The sequence below is a fragment of the Clostridium neuense genome (assembly GCF_045310695.1).
In the GTDB taxonomy this organism is placed as follows: Bacteria; Bacillota; Clostridia; order Clostridiales; family Clostridiaceae; genus Clostridium_S; species Clostridium_S neuense.
In genome coordinates this window covers 32,376-58,791 of record NZ_JBJIAA010000009.1, presented here as the reverse complement: position 1 = coordinate 58,791, position 26,416 = coordinate 32,376, and the positions used below count along the sequence as shown (strand labels likewise).

Annotated in this window: 22 protein-coding genes; 20 read left to right on the top strand and 2 right to left on the bottom strand. The window is 30.6% G+C overall.

The window, feature by feature from the left end; all coding sequences use genetic code 11:
- The first annotated feature begins 53 nt into the window (after window positions 1-53).
- The 10 genes from carB (at window position 54) to ACJDT4_RS11730 (ending at window position 14,256) form a co-directional block, all read left to right on the top strand.
- Window positions 54-3,242 carry a carbamoyl-phosphate synthase (glutamine-hydrolyzing) large subunit gene (carB, locus tag ACJDT4_RS11775; protein WP_406787769.1) on the top strand — a complete coding sequence of 1,063 codons (3,189 nt, stop codon included), beginning with the start codon at window positions 54-56 and terminating at the stop codon, window positions 3,240-3,242.
- Window positions 3,243-3,597: 355 nt separating this feature from the next.
- Complete coding sequence (locus ACJDT4_RS11770) at window positions 3,598-4,407, top strand: hypothetical protein (protein WP_406787768.1); 810 nt, start codon at window positions 3,598-3,600, stop codon at window positions 4,405-4,407.
- Between the two features lie 17 nt (window positions 4,408-4,424).
- Entirely contained in the window at window positions 4,425-5,210 is a 786-nt protein-coding gene (locus ACJDT4_RS11765) for a sugar phosphate isomerase/epimerase family protein (RefSeq protein WP_406787767.1), read from the top strand.
- A gap of 119 nt (window positions 5,211-5,329) precedes the next feature.
- The gene (gene tig, locus ACJDT4_RS11760; protein WP_406787766.1) at window positions 5,330-6,622 is read left to right on the top strand and encodes a trigger factor; all 1,293 of its coding nucleotides are present in this window, start codon (window positions 5,330-5,332) and stop codon (window positions 6,620-6,622) included.
- A gap of 129 nt (window positions 6,623-6,751) precedes the next feature.
- Complete coding sequence (gene clpP / locus ACJDT4_RS11755; RefSeq protein ID WP_406787765.1) at window positions 6,752-7,333, top strand: ATP-dependent Clp endopeptidase proteolytic subunit ClpP; 582 nt, start codon at window positions 6,752-6,754, stop codon at window positions 7,331-7,333.
- A gap of 29 nt (window positions 7,334-7,362) precedes the next feature.
- Window positions 7,363-8,658: an ATP-dependent Clp protease ATP-binding subunit ClpX gene (gene clpX, locus ACJDT4_RS11750; RefSeq protein WP_406787764.1), complete on the top strand. Its 1,296-nt coding sequence runs from the start codon at window positions 7,363-7,365 to the stop codon at window positions 8,656-8,658.
- A gap of 138 nt (window positions 8,659-8,796) precedes the next feature.
- Window positions 8,797-10,485 (top strand): ATP-dependent protease LonB, encoded by a 1,689-nt coding sequence (lonB, locus tag ACJDT4_RS11745; RefSeq protein WP_406787763.1) that lies wholly within the window; start codon window positions 8,797-8,799, stop codon window positions 10,483-10,485.
- Window positions 10,486-10,629: 144 nt separating this feature from the next.
- Window positions 10,630-12,912, top strand: a complete 2,283-nt coding sequence (lon, locus tag ACJDT4_RS11740; RefSeq protein WP_406787943.1) for an endopeptidase La — start codon at window positions 10,630-10,632, stop codon at window positions 12,910-12,912.
- The gene (gene yihA / locus ACJDT4_RS11735; protein ID WP_406787762.1) at window positions 12,893-13,474 is read left to right on the top strand and encodes a ribosome biogenesis GTP-binding protein YihA/YsxC; all 582 of its coding nucleotides are present in this window, start codon (window positions 12,893-12,895) and stop codon (window positions 13,472-13,474) included. Before lon ends, yihA begins: the two co-directional genes overlap by 20 nt.
- A 65-nt stretch (window positions 13,475-13,539) precedes the next feature.
- Window positions 13,540-14,256 carry a CPBP family intramembrane glutamic endopeptidase gene (locus ACJDT4_RS11730; protein ID WP_406787761.1) on the top strand — a complete coding sequence of 239 codons (717 nt, stop codon included), beginning with the start codon at window positions 13,540-13,542 and terminating at the stop codon, window positions 14,254-14,256.
- Window positions 14,257-14,400: 144 nt separating this feature from the next.
- Here ACJDT4_RS11730 and ACJDT4_RS11725 read toward each other — a convergent pair whose 3' ends face one another.
- Both ACJDT4_RS11725 and perR read right to left on the bottom strand, forming a co-directional pair.
- On the bottom strand, window positions 14,401-15,351 hold the full coding sequence (locus ACJDT4_RS11725) for a hypothetical protein (RefSeq protein ID WP_406787760.1): 951 nt from the start codon (window positions 15,349-15,351) through the stop codon (window positions 14,401-14,403).
- Between the two features lie 73 nt (window positions 15,352-15,424).
- A complete protein-coding gene (gene perR, locus ACJDT4_RS11720) occupies window positions 15,425-15,847 on the bottom strand; it encodes a transcriptional regulator PerR (RefSeq protein ID WP_406787759.1) in 423 nt (140 codons plus the stop codon).
- Between the two features lie 436 nt (window positions 15,848-16,283).
- Here perR and ACJDT4_RS11715 point away from each other — a divergent pair, with 436 nt between their 5' ends.
- From ACJDT4_RS11715 to dapF, 10 genes are all read left to right on the top strand, one after another.
- Window positions 16,284-17,348 (top strand): phosphodiester glycosidase family protein, encoded by a 1,065-nt coding sequence (locus tag ACJDT4_RS11715; protein ID WP_406787758.1) that lies wholly within the window; start codon window positions 16,284-16,286, stop codon window positions 17,346-17,348.
- An 11-nt stretch (window positions 17,349-17,359) separates the two neighbouring features.
- On the top strand, window positions 17,360-18,406 hold the full coding sequence (locus ACJDT4_RS11710) for a hypothetical protein (protein ID WP_406787757.1): 1,047 nt from the start codon (window positions 17,360-17,362) through the stop codon (window positions 18,404-18,406).
- A 198-nt stretch (window positions 18,407-18,604) separates the two neighbouring features.
- Entirely contained in the window at window positions 18,605-19,288 is a 684-nt protein-coding gene (locus ACJDT4_RS11705; protein WP_406787756.1) for a L,D-transpeptidase, read from the top strand.
- A gap of 22 nt (window positions 19,289-19,310) precedes the next feature.
- The gene (locus tag ACJDT4_RS11700; protein ID WP_406787755.1) at window positions 19,311-20,357 is read left to right on the top strand and encodes a phosphodiester glycosidase family protein; all 1,047 of its coding nucleotides are present in this window, start codon (window positions 19,311-19,313) and stop codon (window positions 20,355-20,357) included.
- A gap of 15 nt (window positions 20,358-20,372) precedes the next feature.
- The gene (locus ACJDT4_RS11695; RefSeq protein ID WP_406787754.1) at window positions 20,373-21,554 is read left to right on the top strand and encodes a hypothetical protein; all 1,182 of its coding nucleotides are present in this window, start codon (window positions 20,373-20,375) and stop codon (window positions 21,552-21,554) included.
- Between the two features lie 444 nt (window positions 21,555-21,998).
- Entirely contained in the window at window positions 21,999-22,664 is a 666-nt protein-coding gene (locus ACJDT4_RS11690) for a site-2 protease family protein (RefSeq protein WP_406787942.1), read from the top strand.
- A gap of 221 nt (window positions 22,665-22,885) precedes the next feature.
- Entirely contained in the window at window positions 22,886-23,521 is a 636-nt protein-coding gene (gene trmB / locus ACJDT4_RS11685) for a tRNA (guanosine(46)-N7)-methyltransferase TrmB (protein WP_406787753.1), read from the top strand.
- A gap of 130 nt (window positions 23,522-23,651) precedes the next feature.
- Window positions 23,652-24,398: an elongation factor P 5-aminopentanone reductase gene (ymfI, locus tag ACJDT4_RS11680; RefSeq protein ID WP_406787752.1), complete on the top strand. Its 747-nt coding sequence runs from the start codon at window positions 23,652-23,654 to the stop codon at window positions 24,396-24,398.
- Window positions 24,399-24,506: 108 nt separating this feature from the next.
- Window positions 24,507-25,289 carry a hypothetical protein gene (locus ACJDT4_RS11675; RefSeq protein WP_406787751.1) on the top strand — a complete coding sequence of 261 codons (783 nt, stop codon included), beginning with the start codon at window positions 24,507-24,509 and terminating at the stop codon, window positions 25,287-25,289.
- Window positions 25,290-25,374: 85 nt separating this feature from the next.
- Entirely contained in the window at window positions 25,375-26,367 is a 993-nt protein-coding gene (gene dapF, locus ACJDT4_RS11670) for a diaminopimelate epimerase (RefSeq protein WP_406787750.1), read from the top strand.
- Window positions 26,368-26,416: the final 49 nt, after the last annotated feature.

Below are 26,416 nucleotides of genomic sequence, written 5' to 3'. Positions count from 1 at the left end.
TTAAGAAGATTATATAAAATATTAAATTTTTAAGCGTTAGAAGGAGGATAATTATGCCTTTAGATAAGACAATAAAAAAAGTACTAATAATAGGTTCAGGCCCAATAATAATAGGTCAGGCAGCAGAGTTTGACTATTCAGGAACACAAGCCTGTAAAGCAGTAAGGGAGGAAGGAATAGAAACAGTTCTCGTAAATAGTAATCCTGCAACTATAATGACCGATTCTCATATTGCAGATAAAGTTTATATTGAACCTCTTACTGTAGAATCTGTAGGGGAAATAATAAAGAACGAAAGACCAGATGGCATACTTGCTGGATTTGGAGGACAGACGGCTTTAAACCTTGCTATGCAGCTAAAAGATAATGGAATACTTGAAAAGTATAAGGTTAAGCTTCTAGGCATAAACAGTGAGGCTATAAAAAAGGCAGAGGATAGAGAAGAATTTAAAGAGCTCATGGAAAAGATAAATGAGCCAGTCCCTAAAAGTATTATAGCTACACATGTAGAAGAATGCGTGGATTTTGTAAATAAATATGGTCTTCCAGTTATAATAAGACCAGCATATACTCTAGGAGGAACCGGTGGTGGAATAGCAACTACAATGGAAGAGCTTCACGAGATATGTGCAAGAGGAATAATGCTAAGTCCCATTAACCAGATACTTTTAGAACAAAGTGTAGCAGGCTGGAAAGAGCTCGAATATGAGGTCATGAGAGATAAAAAGGACAATTGTATTATAGTATGCAATATGGAAAATTTAGATCCAGTTGGGGTTCATACTGGAGACAGCATAGTTACAGCACCATCTCAAACGCTTAGAGATAAAGAATATCATATGCTTAGAAATTCAGCACTTAAAATAATAAGAAATCTTCAAATAGAAGGCGGATGCAATATACAGTTTGCACTTGATCCAAAGAGCAGCAGGTATATAGTAATAGAGGTTAACCCAAGAGTTAGTCGTTCTAGTGCTCTTGCTTCAAAGGCAGCTGGCTATCCTATAGCAAAGATTGCTGCCAAAATTGCCATAGGATATAGCCTTGATGAACTTAAAAACTATGTAACTAAAAATTCAAGTGCATGTTTTGAACCAGCACTTGATTATGTTGTGGTAAAAATACCTAAGTGGCCTTTTGATAAATTTAACACTGCAGAAAGACATTTAGGAACTCAAATGAAAGCTACTGGAGAAGTAATGGCAATAGATAGAACCTTTGAAAATGCTCTTTTGAAGGCTGTAACATCAATAGAAGGAAAAATGACAGGTCTTAGGCTTGAAAAGTTTAGATATACTACAGTTAGAGAGCTTATTGAAAAGATAAAAAAGCAGGATGATGAGAGAATATTTGCCATAGCTGAGGCTTTTAGAAGAGGCGTTGAAATAAGTAAAATCCACAACGTAACTCAAATAGATAATTGGTATTTAAATGGAATTAACAACATAGTTAATGTGGAAAAAGAACTTGAAGATAAAGAAAACACAAATAAGTCTGAAAGTATAATAAAAGCTAAAAAAATGGGTTTCCCGGTTGCAGAAATATCAAGACTTACTGGAATTTCTGAGGATGAAATTTACAACATAGCTAAAGGTGTTAAACCGGTATATAAAATGGTCGATACCTGCAGCGGTGAATTTGAAGCAGAAACTCCTTACTACTATTCCTGCTATGAGGATGAAGATGAAGATGAGATTACAAACGATAAAAAAATAGTAGTTATCGGCTCTGGACCTATAAGAATAGGACAGGGAATAGAGTTTGATTACTGCTGTGTTCATGGCGTATGGGCAATAAAGGAAGCAGGGTATAAGTCAATAACTATAAACAACAATCCTGAAACTGTAAGTACGGATTTTGATACTGCGGATAAACTTTACTTTGAATCACTTTATATAGACAACGTAATGGATATAATAGAAAAGGAAAAACCAGAAGGTGTTATAGTTCAGCTTGGTGGTCAAACAGCTATAAATCTTTCAGGCAAGCTTGCTAAAAGAGGAGTTAAAATACTTGGAACCTCCTTTGAATCTATAGACCTTGCAGAGGATAGAGAAAAATTCAGTAAGCTTTTAAAGCAGCTTGATATACCTCAGGCAGAAGGAACTGCTGTAACAAGTATGGAAGAAGCTTATGATGCAATAGAACAACTAGGGTATCCTGTTATAGTAAGACCATCCTATGTAATTGGTGGCCGTGCAATGCAGGTTGTATATGATCTTGCAGGGCTTCAAAAATACATGAGAGAAGCAGTAACACTTTCCACTGAACATCCTGTATTAATTGACAGATATATAAAAGGAACAGAAATAGAAGTAGATACAATATCAGATGGTAAAGATATACTTATGCCAGGAATTATGGAGCATATAGAAAGAACTGGAGTACATTCAGGTGACAGTATAACTATGTATCCATATCATACTCTTCCGGAAGAAGTGGTTGATACTCTTATAAATTACACTAAGAAGCTTGCAAAAGCACTTGATGTTAAGGGACTTATGAATATACAGTATGTGTATGATGGAAATAAAGTATATGTAATAGAAGTAAATCCTAGAGCCTCTAGAACAGTGCCAATACTAAGTAAGGTTACTGGGGTACCAATGGTCAAATTAGCAGTGGAAATTGCGATAGGCAAAAAACTTAAGGATTTAGGATATGGTGTTGATTTGAAGAGAGACAGCAAACTCTACGCAATAAAGGTGCCTGTGTTCTCGAATGAAAAACTTGCAAATGTAGACACATACCTTGGACCTGAGATGCGTTCCACAGGTGAAGTTATGGGTGTGGATAAAGATTTTGATATAGCAATATACAAAGGCTTTAGAGCAGCAGGTTATAGTATACCTACTAGTGGAAATTTATATGTATCTGTTAAAGATGTAGATAAAAAGGAAAGCATAGCTCTAGTTAAAGAGTACAGTGAAATTGGATATAAAATATATGCTTCAAGTGGAACAGGAAAGTACCTAGCTAAAAGTGGAATAGAATGTGAGATAATAAATTACAATAAGCTTATGCAGCTTATAGATGACAGTAAAATAAATCTTATAATAAATGCTCCTACAAAGGGAAATGTAGTTGGAACTACAGGCTTTAAGATAAGAAGAAAAGCAGCTGTATATAGAGTGCCAGTATTTACTTGCATAGATACAGCTAAAGCCTTCATAACTGCAATTAAGGTTAAAAAGGAAAAAAGAGAAATAAAATATCTGCCAATGAAAGAATACTTCAAATAGATATAAAGATTAATTTTCAACAGATTTACTAAATAAAGTTTTGTAAATTTTAGGGGTGAATTTTTTAAAAGCTTGCAAATTTCAATTTGTTATAGCTTTAAAGATTTACCCCTTGGTTTTATTTTAAGTTATAATCAAAGATTTATCTGAGAAAAGCGAAAGATAAATCATACTTAACTGTCAACTGATTAAAGCATCTTAAATATTACTTGTGAAATTATAACATTGACTATTTTAAACTTTCAAGTCATTTATCCTTATTACTTCAAAAATACTCAAATTCATAAAAAATTATTACTAAATTGGTTCAATTTGCGTTATAATAAAATTGATAATTACTTAGGAGGTTTGAAAATTGGCTAGACCTAGTATTTTTAGTAATCAATATGACAGACAAGTGAGAAGAAGAAAGCGAAGAAAAAAAATAATAATTTTTTTGGTTTGTTGTTTAGGTGTTTACTTAGCTGTAAAAGTGTATCTTGGAGTTAACTTTAATGAAGTTAGCTTTAAAAAAATTGCAGCTAAACTTGAAAAGGAGCAAACGCAAAAAGAAGATTCTAATAAAAAAACATCCAAGAGTGTTAATAAAACTACTAAGGGCAATTCAAAAGTTAAACCTAATAAAAATGCAAGTAAAGATCAAGCAGTTAATGTTAAATTAGCTGATGGAAAGCAGGTGATTGTGACATACAATACTGAAGGAAAAACTAAAAAAATAAAAGCTGTTAATTTAAATGGTGTTGATGGAGAATATAATATAAGTCCTTCAGCACAGAATTTAATTATATATGAAAAGACTGGGCAAAATATGTACTATGTTGACTCTAATGGAAATATTTCAGATATAACATATAAAACATATACATCAACTAATGGAAGTGCTTTTTCTAAGGATAATATAATTCAGACTAATCAGAATTATATTTGGTGTGCTTCACCTAAATTCATAGATGATAATACAATAGTTTATATATCACAGCTTCCTTGGTTTGATAATAGAACCGATAAATATATTTGGAGAACAACAATCAGTGATAAAGGTTATGCAAATACTAATTTACATGGAAATGATGTAAAAATTAATAATGTAACAGATAAAGGTATAGAAATAGTTACGGATGGCACCACTCAGTACATGAAGGCGGATGGAACAACTACAAACTAGACGGGAGTTGAAATGGCTTGAAAATAGGATTATCGTCAGCGGTTTTTTATCCTAATGTGGATACGGAAGATTCACTTGAAATTATAAGTAAGCTTGGATTTGAATGTGCTGAAATTTTTTTAAATAGCTTTTCAGAGTACTCTGAAGAATTTATAGATAAGCTTATTTATGAAAAAAGTACTTATAATATAAGTATAAATTCGGTTCATGCCTTTTCCTCATCCTTTGAACCGTATATTTTTGATGCTTATAAAAGAAGAAGAATGGATATGATTAAAAACTTTAAAAAAGTATGTAAGGCTGGAAATAGGCTTGGTGCAATTTGCTATACTTTTCATGGAATGAGATATCAAGATATAAATACTGTTAACAAAAAGTTAGTTTCTGACATTTATAATGAACTTACATATATAGCTCTTGAAAATAATATAAAGCTTGCACAGGAAAATGTATCCTGGTGTATGTCATCAAATTTGGATTTCTTAAAATTTTTAAAAGAAACTTGCAAATATGATTTGTTTTTTACGCTTGATATAAAGCAGGCTTATAGAGCTGGTATAGAACCTTATGAGTATATAAATGTGATGGGTGAAAAGCTAGTGAATTTTCATATAAATGATAGAGATAGAGAAAACACATGTCTTCTTCCAGGAAGAGGAAATGTTGATTATTCAAAAATAGTTAATGCACTTAAGAAAAATAATTATTGTGGAAACGGTATAGTGGAGGTTTATAGGGAAAACTATGAATCCTATGGAGAGCTAAAAGAATGTAAGAAAAAATTAGAAAAGTTTTTAAAATAATATAAATTATGCTATAATATATTAATATGAATTAAAAAATTAATTGTAAATAACTATTTTTATATGTTATAATATTTAAGTTATTAAGTAAGGTACTTTAATTAGGAGGAATATTCATTATGAACGTTAATGTGGAAAAAACAGAGAAAAATATTATTAAATTCGATATAACAGTTGAAGCAGAAAAATTTCAAGAATTTATTATGAAAGCATATAATAAAAATCGTGTGAAGTATAATATACCTGGATTTAGAAAAGGAAAGGCTCCATTTCAGATAATAAAACAATATTACGGTGTTGGAGTATTTTATGAAGATGCAGTTAACTATTGTATAGATGCTACATATCCTAAAGTAGTGGAAGAAAATAACATAGATCCTGTAGCTTATCCAGAGATAGATATTGTTACTTTAGAAGAAGGAAAAGATTTTGTGTATTCCGCAAAGGTTACTGTTAAACCTGAAGTTGAGCTTGGAGAATACAAGGGCGTAGAAGTTAAAAAGGCTGATCACGAAGTAAAAGATGAAGATGTAGAAAACGAATTAAAGAAAATGCAAGAAAAAAATGCAAGAATTGAAACAAAAGAAGATGGAGCAATAGAAAAAGGAAACTTAGCAGTTATTGACTTTAAAGGATACATAGGAGATGAAGCTTTCGAAGGTGGAGAAGGAAATGATTTTTCACTTGAAATAGGAAGCGGTACATTTATAGATAATTTTGAAGAACAGTTAATTGGATCTAAAAAAGGTGATCATGTAACTGTAAATGTAACATTCCCTGAAGAATATGGAAAAGAAGAATTAAATGGCAAAGAAGCTAGATTTGAAGTTGATATAAAGGAAATAAAAATAAAAGAAATACCTGCTCTTGATGACGAATTCGCAAAAGAAATTTCAGAATTTGATACATTAGAAGAAGTAAAAGCTGACATTAAAAAGAAAATTGAAGAGGCTAATGCTGAAAGAGCTAAGGTTGAGTTTGAAGACAGTGTTGTTGATGCAGCAGCAGAAAATGCAAAAATAGATATTCCAGAAGTAATGATAAAAAATGAAACTGATGGAATGCTTAAAGAATTAGAATCAAGATTAAAATACCAAGGGTTAGATCTTCAATCTTATTATCAATTTACAAATAGTTCAGAAGAAAAAGTTAGAGACTATATGAAAGAAACAGCTGAAAAAAGAGTAAGAACAAAATTAGTTATAGAAAAAATTGCCGAAGTTGAAAAGATTGAGGCAACTGAAGAAGAATTAAAAGAAAAAGCTATGGAATATGCAAAACAATATACTGATAAAGAGTTGGATAAGATGGCAGAATTACTATTACAGGCTCAAAGATCTATAATAGAAAAGGATGTTGTTAACAGCAAAGTAATTGATTTATTAGTAAAAAATTCTAAAGTTATAGCTTAAAATATAATTATGTTGATTAGAAAGTTGAAAATATAGCATAATATATAAAAGGACTTAATTGCCAGGATATTTCTTGGCAATTAATTTTAAATAAAATCATAATTCTTAAATTAGTAGGAGGGGATTTGTATGAGTTTAGTTCCTTATGTAATCGAGCAAACTAATAGAGGTGAAAGGTCTTACGATATATATTCAAGATTACTTAAAGACAGAGTGATTTTTCTTGGTGAAGAGGTAAATGATACATCAGCTAGTTTGATAGTTGCACAGTTATTGTTTTTGGAAAGTGAAGATCCTGATAAAGATGTTTATCTTTACATAAACAGTCCTGGTGGTTCAATAACTTCAGGAATGGCCATCTATGATACAATGCAATATATAAAATGCGATGTTTCTACAATTTGTATAGGAATGGCTGCTTCGATGGGATCATTTTTACTTACAGCAGGTGCTAAAGGAAAAAGATTTGCACTTCCTAATAGTGAAATTATGATACATCAGCCACTTGGAGGATTCCAAGGTCAGGCTACTGACATAGGAATTCATGCTAATAGAATTCTTCACATAAAAAAGAAGCTAAATACTATATATAGTGAAAGAACAGGGAAGCCTCTTGAAGTGATAGAAAAAGATACAGAAAGAGATAACTTTATGGATGCATATGAAGCTAAAGAATATGGGCTTATAGATGATGTGATTACTAGTCACTAAAACAAATAACCTTTGAAAGAGGTGATGAGATGGCAAAATTTGATGATAAAAAACAATTACGTTGTTCATTTTGTGGTAAAAGCCAAGATCAAGTTAGAAGATTAATTGCAGGACCAGGTGTTTATATATGTGATGAATGTATAGAATTATGTTCTGAAATAATCGCAGATGAATTTGAAGAAAATCCACAGATTGATGTAGGAGCTTTACCTAAGCCAACAGAGATAAAAAATTATCTTGATCAGTATGTAATTGGTCAGGAAGAGGCCAAAAAATCGTTATCAGTTGCAGTTTATAACCACTATAAGAGAATAAACTCTAATGCTGCTAGTGACGATGTAGAACTTCAAAAGAGTAATATACTTCTTCTTGGACCAACTGGATCTGGAAAAACTTTACTTGCACAAACACTTGCGAAGTTTTTAAATGTTCCTTTTGCAATTGCTGATGCTACAACTTTAACAGAAGCAGGATATGTTGGCGAAGATGTAGAAAACATTTTGTTAAAGCTAATTCAAAATGCAGATTATGATATTGAAAGAGCTGAAAAGGGTATAATTTATATTGATGAAATAGATAAGATTGCTAGAAAATCCGAAAACCCATCTATAACAAGGGATGTTTCAGGCGAAGGTGTTCAGCAAGCACTTTTAAAAATACTTGAGGGTACTGTAGCTTCAGTTCCACCTCAAGGAGGAAGAAAACATCCGCATCAAGAATTTATACAAATAAACACTACAAATATATTATTTATTTGTGGAGGAGCTTTTGATGGGGTTGATAAAATTATAGAAAAAAGAACAAGAGTAAGTACTATTGGATTTGGGGCAAATGTTAAATCAAAGAATGAAAAGGATGTAGGAAAGCTTCTTAAGGAGATTATGCCAGGAGACCTTTTGAAATTTGGTTTGATACCTGAATTTATAGGAAGAATTCCTATAATAGTTACTCTTAGTGCACTTGATGAAGATGCACTCATAAAGGTTTTGTCTCAGCCTAAAAATGCTCTTGTTAAACAGTATAAAAAATTGTTCCAGCTTGATAATGTAGAACTTGAATTTCAAAATGATGCACTTAAGGCCATTGCTAAAGAAGCTATCCAGAGAAATACTGGTGCCAGAGGTTTAAGAGCAATCATGGAGGAAATGTTAAAGGATACTATGTTTGATATTCCATCTAGAGAGGATATTGAAAAAGTATTAGTTACTGAAGAAGCTGTAAAGAGCAAGCAACTTGATCTTGTACTTTCAGATGGTGCTAAAAAGATTTCTGCTCCTAAGAAGGCTGATGAGTTGAAAAATAAAAAAGGTATAGAAACTGCATAATTTGTTATAAAAGGAGTGGTTAAATTTTTAACTGCTCCTTTGCTTTTACTGTATATTAAATAACAAAATATCACATAATATTGTAGATATAAAATAGCGTATGGTTTCATCATATAAATAAAAAGAGAGGCGTATTTTATGACTGCAATATTAATGATAATTGAAATAGTTTTTACAGTAATAATAGGATTATATTTCTTTAATGCCTTAAAAGGACAGCAGACCAATAAAGTTGTTATTGATAAAAGTAGTAAGAAAGAAATGGATAATCTTAATAGGATGAAAAAAGTTAATTTATCTGTTCCATTATCTGAAAAAAGTAGACCTAGTAAATTCGAAGAGATAATAGGACAGGAAAAGGGGATAAAAGCACTGCAGGCAGCAATATGCGGACCTAATCCACAGCATGTTATAATATATGGACCGCCAGGAGTAGGGAAGACGGCAGCAGCAAGATTGGTGCTCGAATATGCAAAAAAGTGCTCATATTCACCATTTTCTGATGCAGCTAAATTTGTAGAGATAGATGCAACTACAGTAAGATTTGATGATAGAGGTATAGCTGATCCGCTTATAGGTTCAGTACATGATCCTATATATCAAGGAGCTGGTGCGCTTGGAGTTGCTGGTATACCACAGCCTAAACCTGGAGCTGTAACTAAAGCACATGGAGGAATACTTTTTATAGATGAAATTGGAGAATTACATCCAATTGAACTTAATAAGCTTTTAAAGGTATTAGAAGATAGAAAAGTATTTTTTGATAGTTCATATTATAATTCTATGAGTAGCAATATGCCGGAGTACATAAGAGAAGTTTTTGAAAATGGATTGCCAGCAGATTTTAGACTTATAGGAGCAACTACAAGAAGACCAGATGAAATTAATCCCGCTATTCGGTCAAGATGTGTAGAAATATTCTTTAGAAGTTTGAAGGAAAATGAAATTGAGCTCATAGCAAAGAATGCTGTTGAAAAAATTAATGTAAATATTGACGATGATGCTCTTAAACTTATTGGTAAGTATGCTTCAAATGGAAGAGAAACAGTAAATATGGTTCAGCTAAGTGCGGGAATTGTTTTAAATGAAAGTAATACCACTATTACTGCTAAGGAAATAGAGTGGATTGTAGAAAATGGTCAATATTCACCACGTATTGAAGGTAAAATAAGTGATTCACCAAGAGTTGGATATGTGAATGGGCTTGGTGTTTATGGAGTAAACAGTGGAGTACTTATGGAAATTGAAGCTACGGCTATCGAAATTGGCAGTGGAAATGGAAGAGTAAAAGCTACAGGTATAGTTGAAGAAGAAGAAATAAATGCAAATAATAGAAAAATAAAAAAAATGAGTACTGCAAGATGTTCAGTTGAGAATGCACTTACTATGCTGGAAAAAGTGTTTGGAATTGATGTTAATAGCTATGATATACATGTTAATTTTGCTGGTGGAGTTCCTGTTGATGGACCTTCAGCTGGAATAAGCATTTCCTGCGCAATATATAGTGCTATAAAAAATTTAAGTGTGGATAACAAGGTGGCAATGACTGGAGAAATAACACTTTATGGTGATGTAAAGCCTGTCGGAGGGATAAATAGTAAAATAAGTGCTGCTCAAAAGGCTGGAGTTTCTACTGTTTTAATTCCTGATGCAAATTATGAAAGTATATTAGAAAATTATAAAAATATAAGAATAATACCAGTTAAAAACATAAGAGAGGTTTTTAACTATGCTTTAATCCAAAATGAAAATGTTGAAAACTTTATTGGAAATGAGCAAGAAATACTTACTGCAAAGGGGATAAATAAGAATAATTTCGTAATTTAAAATTTGAAAAGTTACTATTTTATGTTTATAATATATTAAATTGACTATATTTTATTACAGATTGAAAGGCAGGGGAGAAATGTGAAACAAGAGAAAGAAATTCTTCCTTTAATTCCATTAAGAGGGCTTGTAGTATTTCCTTATATGGTAACACATTTTGATGTAGGTAGAGAAAAATCTATTCTTGCATTAGAGGATGCCATGATAAAAGAGCAAAGAGTGTTTTTGGTTTCTCAAAAGGATGCAAAGGTAGAAGAACCGAATGAAGATGATATAAACGAAATAGGAACGGTCTGCAGTATAAAGCAAATACTTAGACTTCCAGGAGATGCTGTTAGGGTTTTAGTAGAAGGATTATATCGTGGAAAAGTAAAGAAGTATTTAGAAAAAGAACCATTTATAAAGGCTAACATTGAGATTATTAGTGATGACAATCAAGAATATGACAAGAATGAAGCAGAAGCTCTTATAAGGCTTGTGGAAAAATCTTTTAAGAAGTACATACAATTGTCAGGAGCCATACCTAAGGATACATTGGTATCAATGGAGGATATTGATGAGCCTGGAAGATATGCTGATATTGTTAGTTCATATTTATTAATAAATTTTGAAGATAAACAAAAAATGATTGAGGCATGTGATCCAATAGAAAGATTAGAAGTTGTACTTACAATAATAAAAAACGAGCTTCAGATACTAGAACTGGAAAGACAAATTGGCAGCAAGGTAAAGGCAAAAATAGATAAAACTCAAAAGGAGTATTATCTAAAAGAGCAAATAAAGGCCATGAAAGAGGAACTTGGAGAAGAGGATGAAGAAAAGGAAGAAATAGAAAAATATAAACAAAAAATTTCTAAAGCAAAGCTTCCAAAAGAAGTGAAGGAAAAGAGTTTATATGAACTTAAAAAATTAGAAAATCTCGGAAGCTATTCTCCAGAAGGGGGAGGAATAAAAACATATATTGACTGGATTCTAGATCTCCCATGGAACAAAAAAACTAAAGATAATCTGGATATTAAACGAGCTAGAGAGGTATTTGATAAGGAGCATTATGGATTAAAGGATGTAAAAGATAGAATCATAGAATATCTCGCTGTTAAAAAAATGAGTGGCTCTCTAAGGGGACCTATACTTTGTCTTGTAGGACCGCCGGGAGTAGGTAAAACCTCTATTGCTAAATCTATAGCACATGCTGTAAATAGAAATTTTGTTAGAATGTCCTTAGGTGGAGTAAATGATGAGGCAGAGATAAGAGGACATAGAAGAACTTATGTTGGAGCAATACCAGGAAGAATAATTTATGGAATGAAGCAGGCAAAAGCTAAAAATCCATTGTTTTTATTAGATGAAATAGATAAGATGAGTTCAAATTATAAGGGAGAATCTGCGGATGCGCTCCTTGAAGTTCTTGACAGTGAGCAAAATAGTACCTTCAGAGATCATTATCTTGAACTTGATTTCGACTTGTCTGACGTAATGTTTGTTACTACAGCTAATACTTTAGATACTATACCAATGCCTTTGCTAGACAGAATGGAAATAATAGAAGTATCAGGGTACACTTACGAGGAAAAATTTCATATAGCAAAAAATTATCTTATAAGAAAGCAGCTTGAGCAGCATAATTTAGATGAAGATAAGATAAAGTTTATGGATTCTGCAGTATATTACATTATTGAAAATTATACGAGAGAATCTGGAGTAAGAAATTTAGAGAGAAAAATAGGAACTATTGTAAGAAAATCTATAACAGAAATGGTTGAAAAAGATAAAAAGGTTATAAACATAAACACAAATGCAGTAAAAAAGTATTTAGGAACAGATGTATATATGTTTGAAAAAATCGATGAGGAAGATAAAGTTGGAGTTGTTACAGGAATGGCATGGACTGCTTATGGTGGAGATACACTCCCTGTAGAGGTAGTAATTATGCCTGGAAATGGTAAACTTCAATTAACAGGTCAGCTTGGAGACGTAATGAAAGAATCAGCAGAGGCAGGTTACAGTTACGTTAGAGCAAATGCTGAAAAGTACGGCATAAAAGACGAATTTTACAAGGAAAAAGATGTTCATGTTCATGTGCCAGAGGGTGCAGTTCCTAAAGATGGACCATCGGCAGGGGTGACTATGATAACTGCTATGGTATCAGCATTAAGTGGTAAAAAGGTTAAGCATAATGTAGCAATGACAGGAGAAATTACCTTAACGGGTAGGGTACTTGCAATAGGTGGACTTAAGGAGAAAACTTTGGCAGCATATCGTGCAGGGGTAGATACTGTAATAATACCTAAGGAAAATGAAAAGGATATTAAAAAAATTCCAAAATCTATAAGAGGAAAATTAAATTTTATACCTGCAGATAGAATAGATACAGTATTAGAAAATGCTTTAATAGGTGGTATTAATAATGGAAATAAAACAAGCTGAATTTATAATTTCAGCAGCGCGAAATACACAATTTCCTTCTAACAATATGGCGGAAATTGCATTTGTAGGAAGATCGAATGTTGGCAAGTCTTCTTTAATTAATTCTCTTACCAATAGGAGAAAATTAGTTAAGGTTAGTTCAACGCCAGGTAAAACAAGATTAGTTAATTTTTTTATGATTAACAATGAGTTTTATTTTGTTGATTTGCCGGGTTATGGCTATGCAAAGGTTTCAAAGAGTGAACTTAAAAATTGGGCAACTACTATAGAAGGTTATTTGGTTGGTAGAAGACAGCTTTATAAGGTTGTATTATTAGTTGATTCAAGGCATAAACCTACGAAAGACGATATAACTATGTACGAGTGGATTAAATATTATGGTTATAGGTGCATGGTTGTGGCTACTAAAAGTGATAAAGTAACCAAAAATGAAAAAGCTAAGAATGAAAAAATAATAAGAGATACGCTGAAGTTAGAAAGCAATGAAAAGATATATTTCTTTTCGTCTCTTACTAAAGCTGGGAAACAAGAAGTTCTAGATAATTTGTTTGATGAAGAATAAAATTGTAAGCAGGAATTTATATAATTTCCTGCTTTATATTTAAATTATTATTTCGAGGTATTAAAATGGTTGAAATTTTAGTCGATGTGTTTATAATATCCTTTATTTATGTTCTTCCCATAGTGGTTTTTATCAAGTATTTAGGTAATACCAACTGCAAAAACTATCTGAAGTTTTTCTTCATTATAATATATGTTGTAGGAATTATTTTGACATCCAGTTTTATGGACAACCTCTTTCCATTTATATTCGTTGTTTTATCTGTATTAATTTTGAGAATTGATGGTTATAAGGATGATTATAATATTTATAATTTTAGTCCTAGAAAGACTAATTTTATAAGAGCTTTTGAATATTTTATATTGTTTTATGTTATAAACATTGCAGTGGTAATTATCTTTCAATGGGTTTTTTCAAAATTTAATGTTGCTGGACAGCAGCAGGAAATTGTAAAGGATATGGAAAATATGCGGCTCTTTGCTTTAATTAGGTATGTGCCTGTAAGCGTAATTTTTGCTCCAATACTAGAAGAGTTTATATTTAGATTTGTTTTATTTGAAAAAATTTTTAAAAACAAGATTGGAGTATATTTGGGATGTATAGTTTCAAGCATATTGTTTTCAATTTTACACTATAATTTGGAGGCATTTCCTGTTTTATTTGCTCTTGCTGTGGAGAATTGCTACTTAATTCATAAAAAGGGTTTTTGGTACTCTGTTTTAAATCATTCTTTATTTAATTTTATAACAGTTGCATCGATTTTAGCTGATAAAATAAAATAGTGAATAAAATTAGTAAAAGTGGTTATCATAAAGAGTGAATGGAGAAATGAAACTCCATTAGTATAAAAAATTATTTTATACTAAAACCCCCCATCCCCATTGGGATCGCTTGATTGCGGTCCCTTCTTTTTAATGATTTATTGTTTAATTTGAACTTAAACTTAGATTAGATATTTTAAAGTAATATTCATTTTCTTTATCTTTTTCTGAAGCATTAAGTGTAACGCTCAATGAATAATTTCTCAGTTCGTTTATATTTGTTTTAGAGGTGCCTTTAAAGTTAAGAATCCATTTTATTTCAGAAATTTCTCCATCCTTGTTATAACGAGTATCTTTAAATGACCCATCTTCAAAGGCATAGGTATTATTATCTTTAATTAGTTTATTGTATATTTGAACAAATGTGCTCCAGGAATCAGAAGAGAAGATTTTATTTTCATCTTTTAGTTCATCAGGAGATAAAGTCTGTATTTTACATATAAGTGCTGCTATGGTGTCTTTCCCTATAAAATTTTCTTTGTAGCTGGCTGTGTAATTTTTTAATTTGTTTCTAATGAGAATAAAGTTTGAAAAATCTATTTTATTATTAAAAAAGTTAGCAGATATTATTTTAGGTGTTTCGTTATTATGACTGTCTATTAAACCAATTATATTATTGTAATTATAAAGTACGTCTTTAAAAGTGTTATTATCCCATATAAACATATGTTGTATTGGAGTATCATTTTGTGAACTTTGAACAAAAATTTCATTTACTTTGTCCCTTGTTACATCAGCAAGTGTAAGGGTAATAGGCCAGTAGTTTTTATAAGATCCCATAGTTTTTACAAGTTTATTTGGTTTTAATATATAGTTTTTATCCTTGCATTTGATCTGTATAAAATATTTATCGTTGTTTGTTTTTATGTAGATAATGTCATTGCTGCCATCACCATTTACATCATAGTCTTTAATTACTGTATTTTTAGAAGTTATATTAAAAGTTGACACTGACTGCTTGGACAAAATGAATAATATAAATAGAGTAATTAAGGAAACAAAAAAAACTATGTAGTACAGATGCTTTCGCTTAAAGAAAATAACATTAAACTTCAAATAAATCACCCCGCATATAATTAACATATTTAATTATATGCGGGGTTAATAAATATTTTGCATGAAATTTTAATTAAAGCGTTTTTTTTGCTTTGCACTCCTTGCATTCTCCGTAAAAGTATACTTGGTTTGATACGACTTCGTAGTCAGTATAGGAAGTTACTTTTTCATTTAAGTCTTCAAAGCTTATATCACAAATATCATCTACTCTACCACAAATTAAACATTGTATATGAGGATGAGAATGAACATTACCATCATATCTAAAATTCCCTTCACCAACATTTAATTCTTGTATAAGATTTACGTCAACAAGAGTCTTTAAAGATTTATATACCGTAGCTAAACTCATAGTTGGATAATCTTCTTGAAGGGCCTTGTAAATTGTTTCAGCAGAAGGATGTTCAGTAGTAGATTGTAGATATTTGTATACAGCTATTCTTTGAGGAGTTAATTTAAGTTTTTTTTCTTTGAATGTTTCAGCTATGCTATTCATAAACACCACCCTTTATCTTTTAGTTATTAATATTATATAATAAAAATTATCGACTGTCAAAAGAAAAATCAGCAGAATAAGTTATATTATAGGCAAAAACATTTTTTATTATAAAACTTTACATATATATAAGTTGATTTATTTTAAAAATATGATAAAATATATTTTGATAGTGTTAATTATTTAACAATTAGATTAATCCATGTTTATTTTTATTTTGTAGGTATTCTATTTATATAAAGCTTTTTAGAACTTTAAATTATAAATAGATATATCCTTTATAAGAGCAGTTTAAACTGTTCTTTTTTTTATTTAAATCAATTTTATGATTCATATAAAAAATTTTATTGGGAATTTATAAAAAAATGCTGTAAAATATAAAATGTATTAAATTACTAAAGATGTGAACTGATATATAACTATAAGGAGGATAAATATGTCTTTGAGCAAATCATCATATAGTGAGAATGAGAACTTCAAAAGAAGAAAATTAAAAAAGAAGATAAGCAAAACTAAGTTTATTGTATATTTCTTTATATTTCAAATATTATTTGCATTTTTAACGGCACCTTGGATAGTGTACTATGGTCCTTTTAGCAATTTGAAAAAAACTATTGTTGGAACTGCAATGAGTACTTTTTCGCATCAATTTTTAGCTACAATGTTTTTATCAGATGCTAAAATACAGAAAATTTTAAATGGAGATAGTACTGCAGTGTCAAATTACCAGAGTGAAGACTTAAGTCAAATTAATGTAAAAAAGAATGATGATAGTATAGTAGTTAAAAATATTAAGTCAACTGGATTTAATGGGCTTTTACTTATAGTAAGCAATCCCAATAAAGTAAAAATAGGATATTCATCAAAAATTGGAATCCAAGGAGAAAAGACCAGCGAAATTGCTAAAAATCATAATGCAGTCGCAGCTATAAATGGCGGTGGATTTCAAGATAAGGGAGCTAATTCCACAAAGTTATGGACGGGAACAGGAGCATTTCCAATAGGGATAATAATAAGTAAAGGAAAGGTTGTATATCCTAAAAATGCAGATGAAAATCAAAAATATGTTGGAATATGCGGCATAACTAAAGGTGGAATCTTAGTTGTTGGAAATTATTCAATAGCTGAATTAAGACAAAAGGGAGTTGTTGAGGCTATTAATTTTGGACCTGATTTAATTATTAATGGAGCAATACAAAATAAAGATGATACAAGTGGAAATGGTATAGATAGTCAGGGATTACAGCCAAGAACAGCAATAGGCCAAAGGAAAAAGGATGGAGCCATTCTTTTACTTGTTATTGATGGAAGGCAGGGACTTCAGCTGGGGGCTTCCATGAGGGATGTACAAAAAATAATGGCAAAGGAAGGCGCCTATAATGCAGTGAATTTGGATGGCGGTGCATCAACTACAATGTATTCGAATGGTAAGGTAATAAACAATCCATGCGATAAATTTGGGGAAAGGACAATATCAACAGCAATATATGTTGAAAAGTAGAGGTAATAACAATGAAAGCATCAAAAATATTTATTAAATGGATTATAATATCGCTTGTTCTTCAGCTCTGTTTATATTTTTATTTAGATAAATATTATCTTTCTAGTGGAGACAATGTTGAGATAACAGAAGGAATGAGTATATACAAAAAGAATGAAGTAAAGCCAAATATAATAGTTCCCCAAAATGCTAAGAATATAGCTCTCTCATATGATTGCAGTTATACAGCTTATTTTGATAATGGAGTAATAAAGGTGGTTGATACTAGTACAGGAAAGGATAGAAAATTAACATTTGGCGAGGGGGTTCAATGTATATCATATAAATGGGTTCCTGATAGCAATAGAATGATAATAGCAGAGAAAATAAAAGCAGGAGAGAATAGAAACATAAGATTTTTTTCTTATGACGCAGAAAGCCAGCTTAAAGAAGAAATAAAGGATTATAACACTCAGAGAACTGATTCAATACCAGCTGGAATTAGTGAAAATGAGGTGTCTATGGTCATGTCTACTTTAACTAATGTTATGTATGCAAAGGTTACATATGCAAATGGGTTGTCCACAATTTACAGGATAGATGCTAATGAAACTATGACAAAGCTTAATACTGTCGTTAAAAGAATAGGAAAAATAGAGGTAGCCTCAAGAGATGATCAACTTGCTTATGAGGATACAATTAATTCTAGAGTAAGAACAAATACAAGTTGCAGATTTATAAATATTAATGGCAATCTTCGCTTTAGTCTTTTAGGGACTGATACTGATAATAATATATATGTTGGAAATAAAACTGGAAAGGTGAACAAAATCTATTATGGCAAGCTTGCAGAACCCCAGAGAACTTGGAAGGTAGTCAATCTTGATTATCTATATGACACTCAAAATCTCCAGGTCATGGGTGATGGAAAGATATATTTTATAGATAAAGTAAGCAGTAGGGTTAAAAATCTAAGAGACGGAAAGTATTCCACTTATGATGGAAGCTTTATAGGAATATATGATGATAAAATTGCTTCTATAAGTAACTCTAAGATAGTATTAAAGAGTATAAACTAGGATTTTATATGAATGTTTCATTTTTGTAACAATGTGTATCTAATCTTGACTTAAATGAGTTTTATAGTTATTATTATATTAATTGTCTGGTACTGTAATAAGAATGGAATTTTTTGTATTATATGTGGGAAAATAAGCAGTCTATATTTGTAAGATAAAGGCTTTTTATGTATTATAGGGTTAGGGGGAGTTAATAAATTGGTTAACGAAGCTGATAGTAAATACAAAGGAAAAGGTAAAAAAATATTTATTGTGCTAAGCGGGATGATTTTAATTTCAATTATATATGCTGCATCCTATTTTTTAGGTAAGGCATTAATTTTTAAGGACAAGTATGCAAGTGGAAGCTTAAAATCTAAAACCACTAGTGTATATAAGAATACTGAAGTTGATATTCAAAAGGATAAAGCTGTAAAACTAAAAAGTGTTCAGCAGTTAGGAAATGATAGCACTGCAAATAAAGATGCTGATGATAAAAAAAGTTTGGTGGCGTTAGATCAAGCAGAGAAGCCACTTAAAATTCAAGTTAATTTGAGTAAACAAAGAGTTTATGTATATGATGCAAAAAATAAAACAGTAGAAGATTTTATATGCTCATCAGGTCTGAATGGATATGATACTCCGAAGGGAGAATACACTATAAAAGAGCGAGGATATTCTTTTTACAGTGAAAAATATAAAGAGGGAGCGTATTATTGGGTTCAGTTTATGGGCAATTACCTATTTCATAGTGTACCTTTCGATAAGAATCAAGTTATTGAAACTGATGAGATTCAAAAGCTTGGAACTAAGGCTTCGCATGGGTGCGTGAGATTATCTATAAAAGATGCTAAATGGATTTATGATAATATACCAAGAGGCACTATGGTTACTATAAAGTAGAATTAGTTAGAAAGGAAATATAATGGAAAAGGGACAAGAAAGAAAAAGAAGAGGCCAAAAAAAGAAAAAAAAGAAAAGAAGTTTCTTAAAAACATTTATATTTTTTATTATATTTGAGATCGTATTTACCGGGTTGACAATTTTGCCATATGGATTTTATGGACCATTTAAAAATTTTAGAAATAATGTCATTTCTATTTTAATGGGGTCAGGAACAAAGCAATATATAGCCAAGCTGTTTTTTAGTGATAAAGACATAGCGGAAATACTAAAAGAACAAAGTAAAGCTGCTGCTTCTGATATGAAAAATGCTAAAACTAAGGTTATAAACGTTAATCCAGATAAGAAGACAGGTATTGCTTTAGTAACAGATATTAAACCGGTATCGGGTGGCAATTATACTAATGCTTATGCTCTTATAATATCAGATCCTAGGAGAGTAAAGGTTGGTGCTACAGGCAACATGGGATATGTAGGACAAACCACTCATGACATGGCAAGGAAATACAATGCTGCTGCGGCTGTAAATGGAGGTATGTTTGTAGATCCATCAGGAAATGGACCAGGCGGTACTCCTGCAGGGGTTGTTATTTCTAATGGGAAGATAGTTTATCCAACAGATTCTACGAAGCTAGATGAAAAAGTGGATGGGGTTGTAAGCATAGATAAAGATGGGAATATGAAAGTTGGAACAAGTGAATCTCCAAATGAGCTTATAGATAGAGGAGTTACTGAGGCGGTATCTTCAGATCCATATTTAATTAAAGATGGACAAGATAAGATTGAAAGTGGAACTAATATGGTAGGTCCTCAGCCAAGAACTGTTATAGGACAGAGATCAGATAAAAGTATAATTTTTCTAGTTATAGATGGTAGACATGGGTTTATGAAGATGGGAGCTACACTTCCAGAAGCTCAGCAGCTTATGAAACAACTTGGAGCTGTTAATGCTGTATGCATGGACGGTGGAGGATCATCTACTATGTATTATAATGGTGAAGTGATTAATAAACCATCTAGTGCTACTGGTGAGAGAGCAGTCCCTGATATATTTTATGTAGCACCCTAGCAAAGGAGATTTCATATGAAAAAACTTAGAAATTTGATTATATGGATAATTGTTTCCATAATTGTTCAAACTGGTGTACTATATTATTTTGATAAATATCATTTTAAAAGTGCTGCAGGGGTTACCTATAAAGTAGCAAAAATTCCTGAACATAAGGATGAAATTATTTCAGTATCAATTCCTAAAGATGCCCAAAATATAACTCCTTCATATACAGGAAAGTATGCATATTATTATTCGGGAAATTCTATTTATGTTGTAAATATGCTTACAGGAAAAAGTAATGCTATAAAGCTAGACGTAGGTATTGACAATGCTTGCGTTGATTGGAGTAGCACTAGTGATTCTCTTGTAGTACTTGAACTTGATCAGGATAATTTAAGTTTTAAAATGTATACATATTATCCAGATACTAATGATAAAGAGGAAAATCGAGATTCAAATAATACCAAGAGAACATATTATCTTAATAAAAGTGCAATATTAAGCATGAAGCAAAATAATATTACAACTCTTATTTACATTAAAGCTGCATCTAGTAAGAACTCGGAAAGAAGATATTTTAGTACTTTAGATACTACTAATGGCTTGAAGCCAATGGAGCTTCCTATAAAAAATGTAGGTGATTATTATATATTTAAAGATGAAAGTAAGCTTGTATACGAGGATGAATTTGATAAGAAAGTTTACATTAGTAGGCAGGATGAGAATAGGGAACATACAGAAACTAAAGAGATAAAGATAGATGGTGTGGATAATTATAAGCTTATTTCAGTTTATGGTAAATATGCATATATAGGAAAATTAGTTGATGGTAAGATTAGTACTATTTATTATGCATCTATAGCTTCTGGAAATCAAGAAGATGATGATGACGGTAATGATAGCAGTGGTACTAGCAGTAAGCGTTCAAGAATTAAAAGCAGCAATATATCAGGTAAATCAAGAGAAAATGATGATGTTTTTACAGCAGATTGGCAGCAAATTAATTTATCAAGTCCTGTAGATCCTAAAGCAATTAGTATTTCTCCAAATACCGGAAATATGTATGTTATAGATAATCTTAAGGGTAAAGTGGAAAATATTAAAACCAAAAAGAAAACTCAATTTGATGGTAAATATGAAGGAATGTCTGATGACGATGTTGTTAGTTTTGATGCAGATAAGGGTAAACTTATAGAGACAAAACTTAAATAAAATTACAAATACAAAAAGAGTCTGGTTATATGGACTCTTTTTGTATTTTGAAAGATTTGTTATATATTTTTAATATAAGCTTAAATGACAGTTACTTAATATTATTAACATATAATTTTAAATGTAGAAAATATTAAGTGAGTGAATTCTAATGAATAAAAAACTATATCTACTTTTATAGCATCAGTGGTATGGGCTTTGCCCATTATCCTTCTATAACTAAATAAACTGCTTTGTAAATAAAGCCACAGAATTGAAATAAATATTTTTTAATAAGTAAGAATCAACTAAACGCAATGCAATAAAATTGGTAGGGGTATAAACTCTATCAATTTTATTTTACTTCATTTTCGTGAACTTTTAATTAAAATACATGCATTTTATTTTTCATTTTCTAATTAATCTGATATAATTAATTACATGTATTTTTATATTCAAATGAGAATGGAGGGATTTGATTTGGATACGTTAAGGCAGATAGCAATTGCAAAGCTACTTATGATGCCAGCAGTACTTATAGCTTTTACATTTCATGAATATGCTCATGCTGTTGTAGCTGATAAATTAGGAGATAAAACACCTAAATTTCAAGGTAGGATAACACTTAATCCATTAGCTCATATTGATTTAATTGGATTTATAATGATAGTATTTGTTGGTTTTGGTTGGGCTAAACCTGTTGAAACTAACCCTAATGCATATAAAAATTATTATAAGGATGATTTAAAGGTATCAATAGCAGGTCCGTTAGCTAATGTTTTAGTTGCATTTATTTTCGCATTAATAGTAGGGGTAATTAATAGATTTTTACCTTTTAATGAAATTGTCGTTATAATTTATTTGATGGCAAAGTATGTCGTTTCAATAAATTGTATGTTTTTCTTGTTTAATTTAATTCCTATACCAGGCTTAGACGGATTTCATGTTTTAAGAGATTTATTCCCAAAAGCTTTCTACAATATAGCAGATTCGTTATATAGATATCAAATGCTTATATTAATTGCACTAGTCATGCCGATATTTGGGGGAGAGTCACTAGCAACTTTTATTATAGGCATTCCATCTGAATATATAGCTAATTTATTTTTAAGGATAGGAGCATTAATATAGATAGACAACTTGGAATATTAAAATTAGCTGAATTCTATTTTGGAACATGTTGGTTATATGAATATATATCAGTTGTCAACTGAAGGGATGTTCATATAACTAATATGTTTCCAAATGTGATTCAGCGGATATGGAGCTTTATATCCTATTGAAAATAAATATTACGGAAAATTTTAATTTGATTTAATTTTATGTACTAAATATATTAAGGAGAATGATAAATGAGACTTAGGAAAAAATGGTGGGCAAGACCGGAGATGGAAGAAAGCCCATTATGCATAACTGATCCAAGTGAGTATAAAGGGAAATGGAAGGAAGTTTTTAAAAACAATAATGATATATATCTTGAACTTGGCTGCGGACGTGGAGAATTTATTTCTAAAATTGCAGCTAGTAATTTAGATAAAAATTTTATAGCTATAGATCTTAAAGATGAAGTTTTAGTTCTTGCGCTTAGAAAAGTAGTTGAAAATGAAATAACTAATGCTATAATAGTTCCTCTTCAAATAGCATTTATAAATGATGTGTTTGATAAGGACGAGATAAGCAGAATATATATAAACTTTTGCAATCCATGGCCTAAAGATAGGCATAAGAAAAGAAGACTTACACATACTAAATTTTTAACTAAATACAAGGAATTCTTAAGAGAAAATAGTGAAATTTGGTTTAAAACTGATGATGATGAATTATTTACAGAATCCTTGGATTACTTTTCAGAATGTGGTTTTGAGATAAAATATAGTACTTATGATTTGCATAATAGTGATTTTGAAGGAAATATAGAAACTGAATACGAAAAGAAGTTTTCAAGCCAGGGAGTGAAAATAAAGTTTTTAATAGCTAAACTTTTATAGATAAACCGCTTCAACCATTGAAATTCATGTGTACTATAGCACCTAGAAGACCGCATTTTAGTACAAATAAATTTTAAGTTTCACAGTGGTTTATCTTTAATAATTAAAGTTTGAAGGATATGATTTTGTTATGTATGAAGATTTAAAAGGGAAGATTGCACTTGTTACAGGAGCATCAAGAGGAATAGGAAGAAGTATAGCTGTAGAACTATCAAAGCATGGTGTGATTGTTATTATAAATTATAAAGAAGATAAAAAAGGTGCAGAGGAAACTTTAAATGAGGTAAAAGAAAAAGGCGGAAGTGGAAGTATATTCAAATGTGACATAAGTATAAATAGTGAAGTTAAAAATATGATTGAAGATATTATTAAAGGCTTTGGCAAAATAGATATACTTGTAAATAACTCTGGAATATCAAAAATAGGACTCTTTATGGATATGACAGAAAAGGATTATGATGAAATAATGAATGTGAATTTTAAAGGTGTCTATAATTGCACAAGCTATGTAGTAAAAGATATGCTTGAAAGAAAATCGGGCTCTATAATAAATATATCGTCAATATGGGGAAGTGTAGGTGCCTCATGTGAAGTTTTATACTCTGCTTCAAAAGGAGCTATTGATTCGTTTACGAAAGCTTTAGGAAAGGAATTGGCTTTATCTGGAATAAGGGTTAATGCTATTTCACCAGGGGTTATAGATACAAGGATGAATAAAGTATTTTCAGAAGAAGAGAGAGAAGAACTTAAAAATGAAATACCAATGATGAGATTTGGAAAAACAGAGGAAATTGCAAAGTCAGTAGTATTTCTAGTAAGCAGTGAAGCCTCATATATAACATCACAAGTTTTAACTGTTGATGGTGGATTTTTATAACTTGATGCTATGTAAGTATATTTAAAAGGTAATAAGTAGAGTGAGTGAATATAATTAGTGATTACTGTCAATAATCATAGTAAACATTACAAGTTTAGGGGTGTGGTTATGGCAGTAATTTTATTTATAATTAGCTCACTTATTTTTATAGTTTTTAGCATGATATCTATTGTAATTAAAATATTAAATAAAAAGGTAAAAAAGCTATTTATTGCTGTGATTATTTTATCTCTAGCTGGAGCAATTACTGGATTCTGCATGGTATCTCCTGATAGACCTAAATATGCTTCTGATAATAAAAGTTATAATAAAAATGAAAAGGCAGAAGCTGCGAATTACGATTCAAAAAAGATAAAAATCTACAGTATTCAAAATGAAGAGAGTGTTTTAATCCAATATAACAATAAAAATATTTTAATTGATGTTCCAAAGGATATTAATAAGTCTGATTATGTTTTTAAAACCGTCGATAATTATAAGCTGGGGAAAATTAATTCTATTATATTAACATCAAATAGTGACAAGCTTTCGCAAAATGCTGCTGATGTAATTGAAAAATATAATATAAGTGATGTTAGTTATACTTATGACAATATAAATGATAAGATAGTTCAGGCAATTAAGGCAGTAGATTCGGTAAAAGGAACTAAGTCTACTCCTAAAAAGCTAAAGGATGTTGATAAATTTAATGACATGGCTATTAAAATAGAAAGAGAAGCATCCTTTGTTAATATGACATTTAAAATTAATGAAGGCAGTGATGCATATTTAATAGCCGATTCTTTTAAAGATTATCTTGAAAAAACAGATATAGATAAGCATGTTGTAAGTTTGAATCACGATAAGGCTGGTAATTTGGATATAAATATACACATTGAAGCTCAAAACTAGCTATATGCTCGTTTGAAATAATATTATATGGTTTTATTGTAGTGATGATGATATAATAATTACTATAATATTTTGTGTATATTTAATGAAAAAGGACGTGTTTTATATGAAGATAAATATATTGAAGTGTCATGGAACTGGAAATGACTTTATACTAATTGATGAGTATAATAATGATTATAGTTTTAGTGAAGCTCAGAGAAAAGAATTAGCTATATTAGCATGCAATAGAGATGCATCTGTCGGTGGTGATGGAATTTTATTTGTTCAAAAAAGTACCGTAAGTGATGCAAAAATGAGAATATTCAATTCAGATGGTTCTGAAGCGGAGATGTGTGGCAATGGATTAAGATGCGTTGGAAGATATGTTATAGACATGCTTAAGAGGGATAAAGTTCAAATAGAAACTATGAAAGCAAAATATGTAGTTCAAAAAGAAGAAGAAGTGTATAAGGGAGTAAAGACTGTAAAAATATTCATAGATTCCATTTCACTCGATCCTAAATCGTTGCCTATGAATTCTGAAAAGGACAGTGTTATTTTTGAAAAGCTGCCGGAATTATCGGAGAAGTTAAAGTTTGCAGCTGTAAGTATAACAAATCCACATTTGATTTCTATGGTAAATGAAATAGATACAGAAGAACTTGTTGAGGTTGGGTTAAAGGGCAATAGTACAAAATCATTATTGCCAAAGGGTGTTAACGTAAGTTTTGTTAAGGTTTTTGATAAAAAAGATATATATGTTAAAACCTATGAAAGAGGAGTAGGGCTTACAAAATCTTGTGGAACAGCTATGACAGCTTCAAGTGTTGCAACTTGCTTAAGTGGAAAAGTTGAATTTGACAAGAAAATTTCTATATTTAATGATGGTGGAATGATAAATTCTATAGTTCATAAGAAGGAAGACGGCGGTTATTTGGTTGAATTTATAGGAAATGCTACATTTGTATTTAAAGGCACCATGGAATTTAAAGATGGTAAAATAAGTGATATTGCTACCGATGGAAAAATGTATGCTGAAGAAACAAAAGATTATGATGAATTCTTTATATATACAAGGAAGTGCATGCAACAATAATTTAATATAGAGACTGTTTACAAAATATTTGCATAATATAAACACAAAA

Excerpts from the sequence above, each read along its gene's own strand:
- yihA (WP_406787762.1), top strand. The coding sequence starts at position 12,893 with ATGGAAATAAAACAAGCTGAATTTATAATTTCAGCAGCGCGAAATACA.
- dapF (WP_406787750.1), top strand. The coding sequence starts at position 25,375 with ATGAAAAAGGACGTGTTTTATATGAAGATAAATATATTGAAGTGTCAT.
- perR (WP_406787759.1), bottom strand. The coding sequence starts at position 15,847 with ATGAATAGCATAGCTGAAACATTCAAAGAAAAAAAACTTAAATTAACT.
- ACJDT4_RS11730 (WP_406787761.1), top strand. The coding sequence starts at position 13,540 with ATGGTTGAAATTTTAGTCGATGTGTTTATAATATCCTTTATTTATGTT.
- ACJDT4_RS11715 (WP_406787758.1), top strand. The coding sequence starts at position 16,284 with ATGTCTTTGAGCAAATCATCATATAGTGAGAATGAGAACTTCAAAAGA.
- clpX (WP_406787764.1), top strand. The coding sequence starts at position 7,363 with ATGGCAAAATTTGATGATAAAAAACAATTACGTTGTTCATTTTGTGGT.
- ACJDT4_RS11700 (WP_406787755.1), top strand. The coding sequence starts at position 19,311 with ATGGAAAAGGGACAAGAAAGAAAAAGAAGAGGCCAAAAAAAGAAAAAA.
- ACJDT4_RS11710 (WP_406787757.1), top strand. The coding sequence starts at position 17,360 with ATGAAAGCATCAAAAATATTTATTAAATGGATTATAATATCGCTTGTT.
- ACJDT4_RS11675 (WP_406787751.1), top strand. The coding sequence starts at position 24,507 with ATGGCAGTAATTTTATTTATAATTAGCTCACTTATTTTTATAGTTTTT.
- lon (WP_406787943.1), top strand. The coding sequence starts at position 10,630 with ATGGTAACACATTTTGATGTAGGTAGAGAAAAATCTATTCTTGCATTA.
- tig (WP_406787766.1), top strand. The coding sequence starts at position 5,330 with ATGAACGTTAATGTGGAAAAAACAGAGAAAAATATTATTAAATTCGAT.
- lonB (WP_406787763.1), top strand. The coding sequence starts at position 8,797 with ATGACTGCAATATTAATGATAATTGAAATAGTTTTTACAGTAATAATA.
- trmB (WP_406787753.1), top strand. The coding sequence starts at position 22,886 with ATGAGACTTAGGAAAAAATGGTGGGCAAGACCGGAGATGGAAGAAAGC.
- clpP (WP_406787765.1), top strand. The coding sequence starts at position 6,752 with ATGAGTTTAGTTCCTTATGTAATCGAGCAAACTAATAGAGGTGAAAGG.
- ACJDT4_RS11695 (WP_406787754.1), top strand. The coding sequence starts at position 20,373 with ATGAAAAAACTTAGAAATTTGATTATATGGATAATTGTTTCCATAATT.
- ymfI (WP_406787752.1), top strand. The coding sequence starts at position 23,652 with ATGTATGAAGATTTAAAAGGGAAGATTGCACTTGTTACAGGAGCATCA.
- ACJDT4_RS11690 (WP_406787942.1), top strand. The coding sequence starts at position 21,999 with ATGGAGGGATTTGATTTGGATACGTTAAGGCAGATAGCAATTGCAAAG.
- carB (WP_406787769.1), top strand. The coding sequence starts at position 54 with ATGCCTTTAGATAAGACAATAAAAAAAGTACTAATAATAGGTTCAGGC.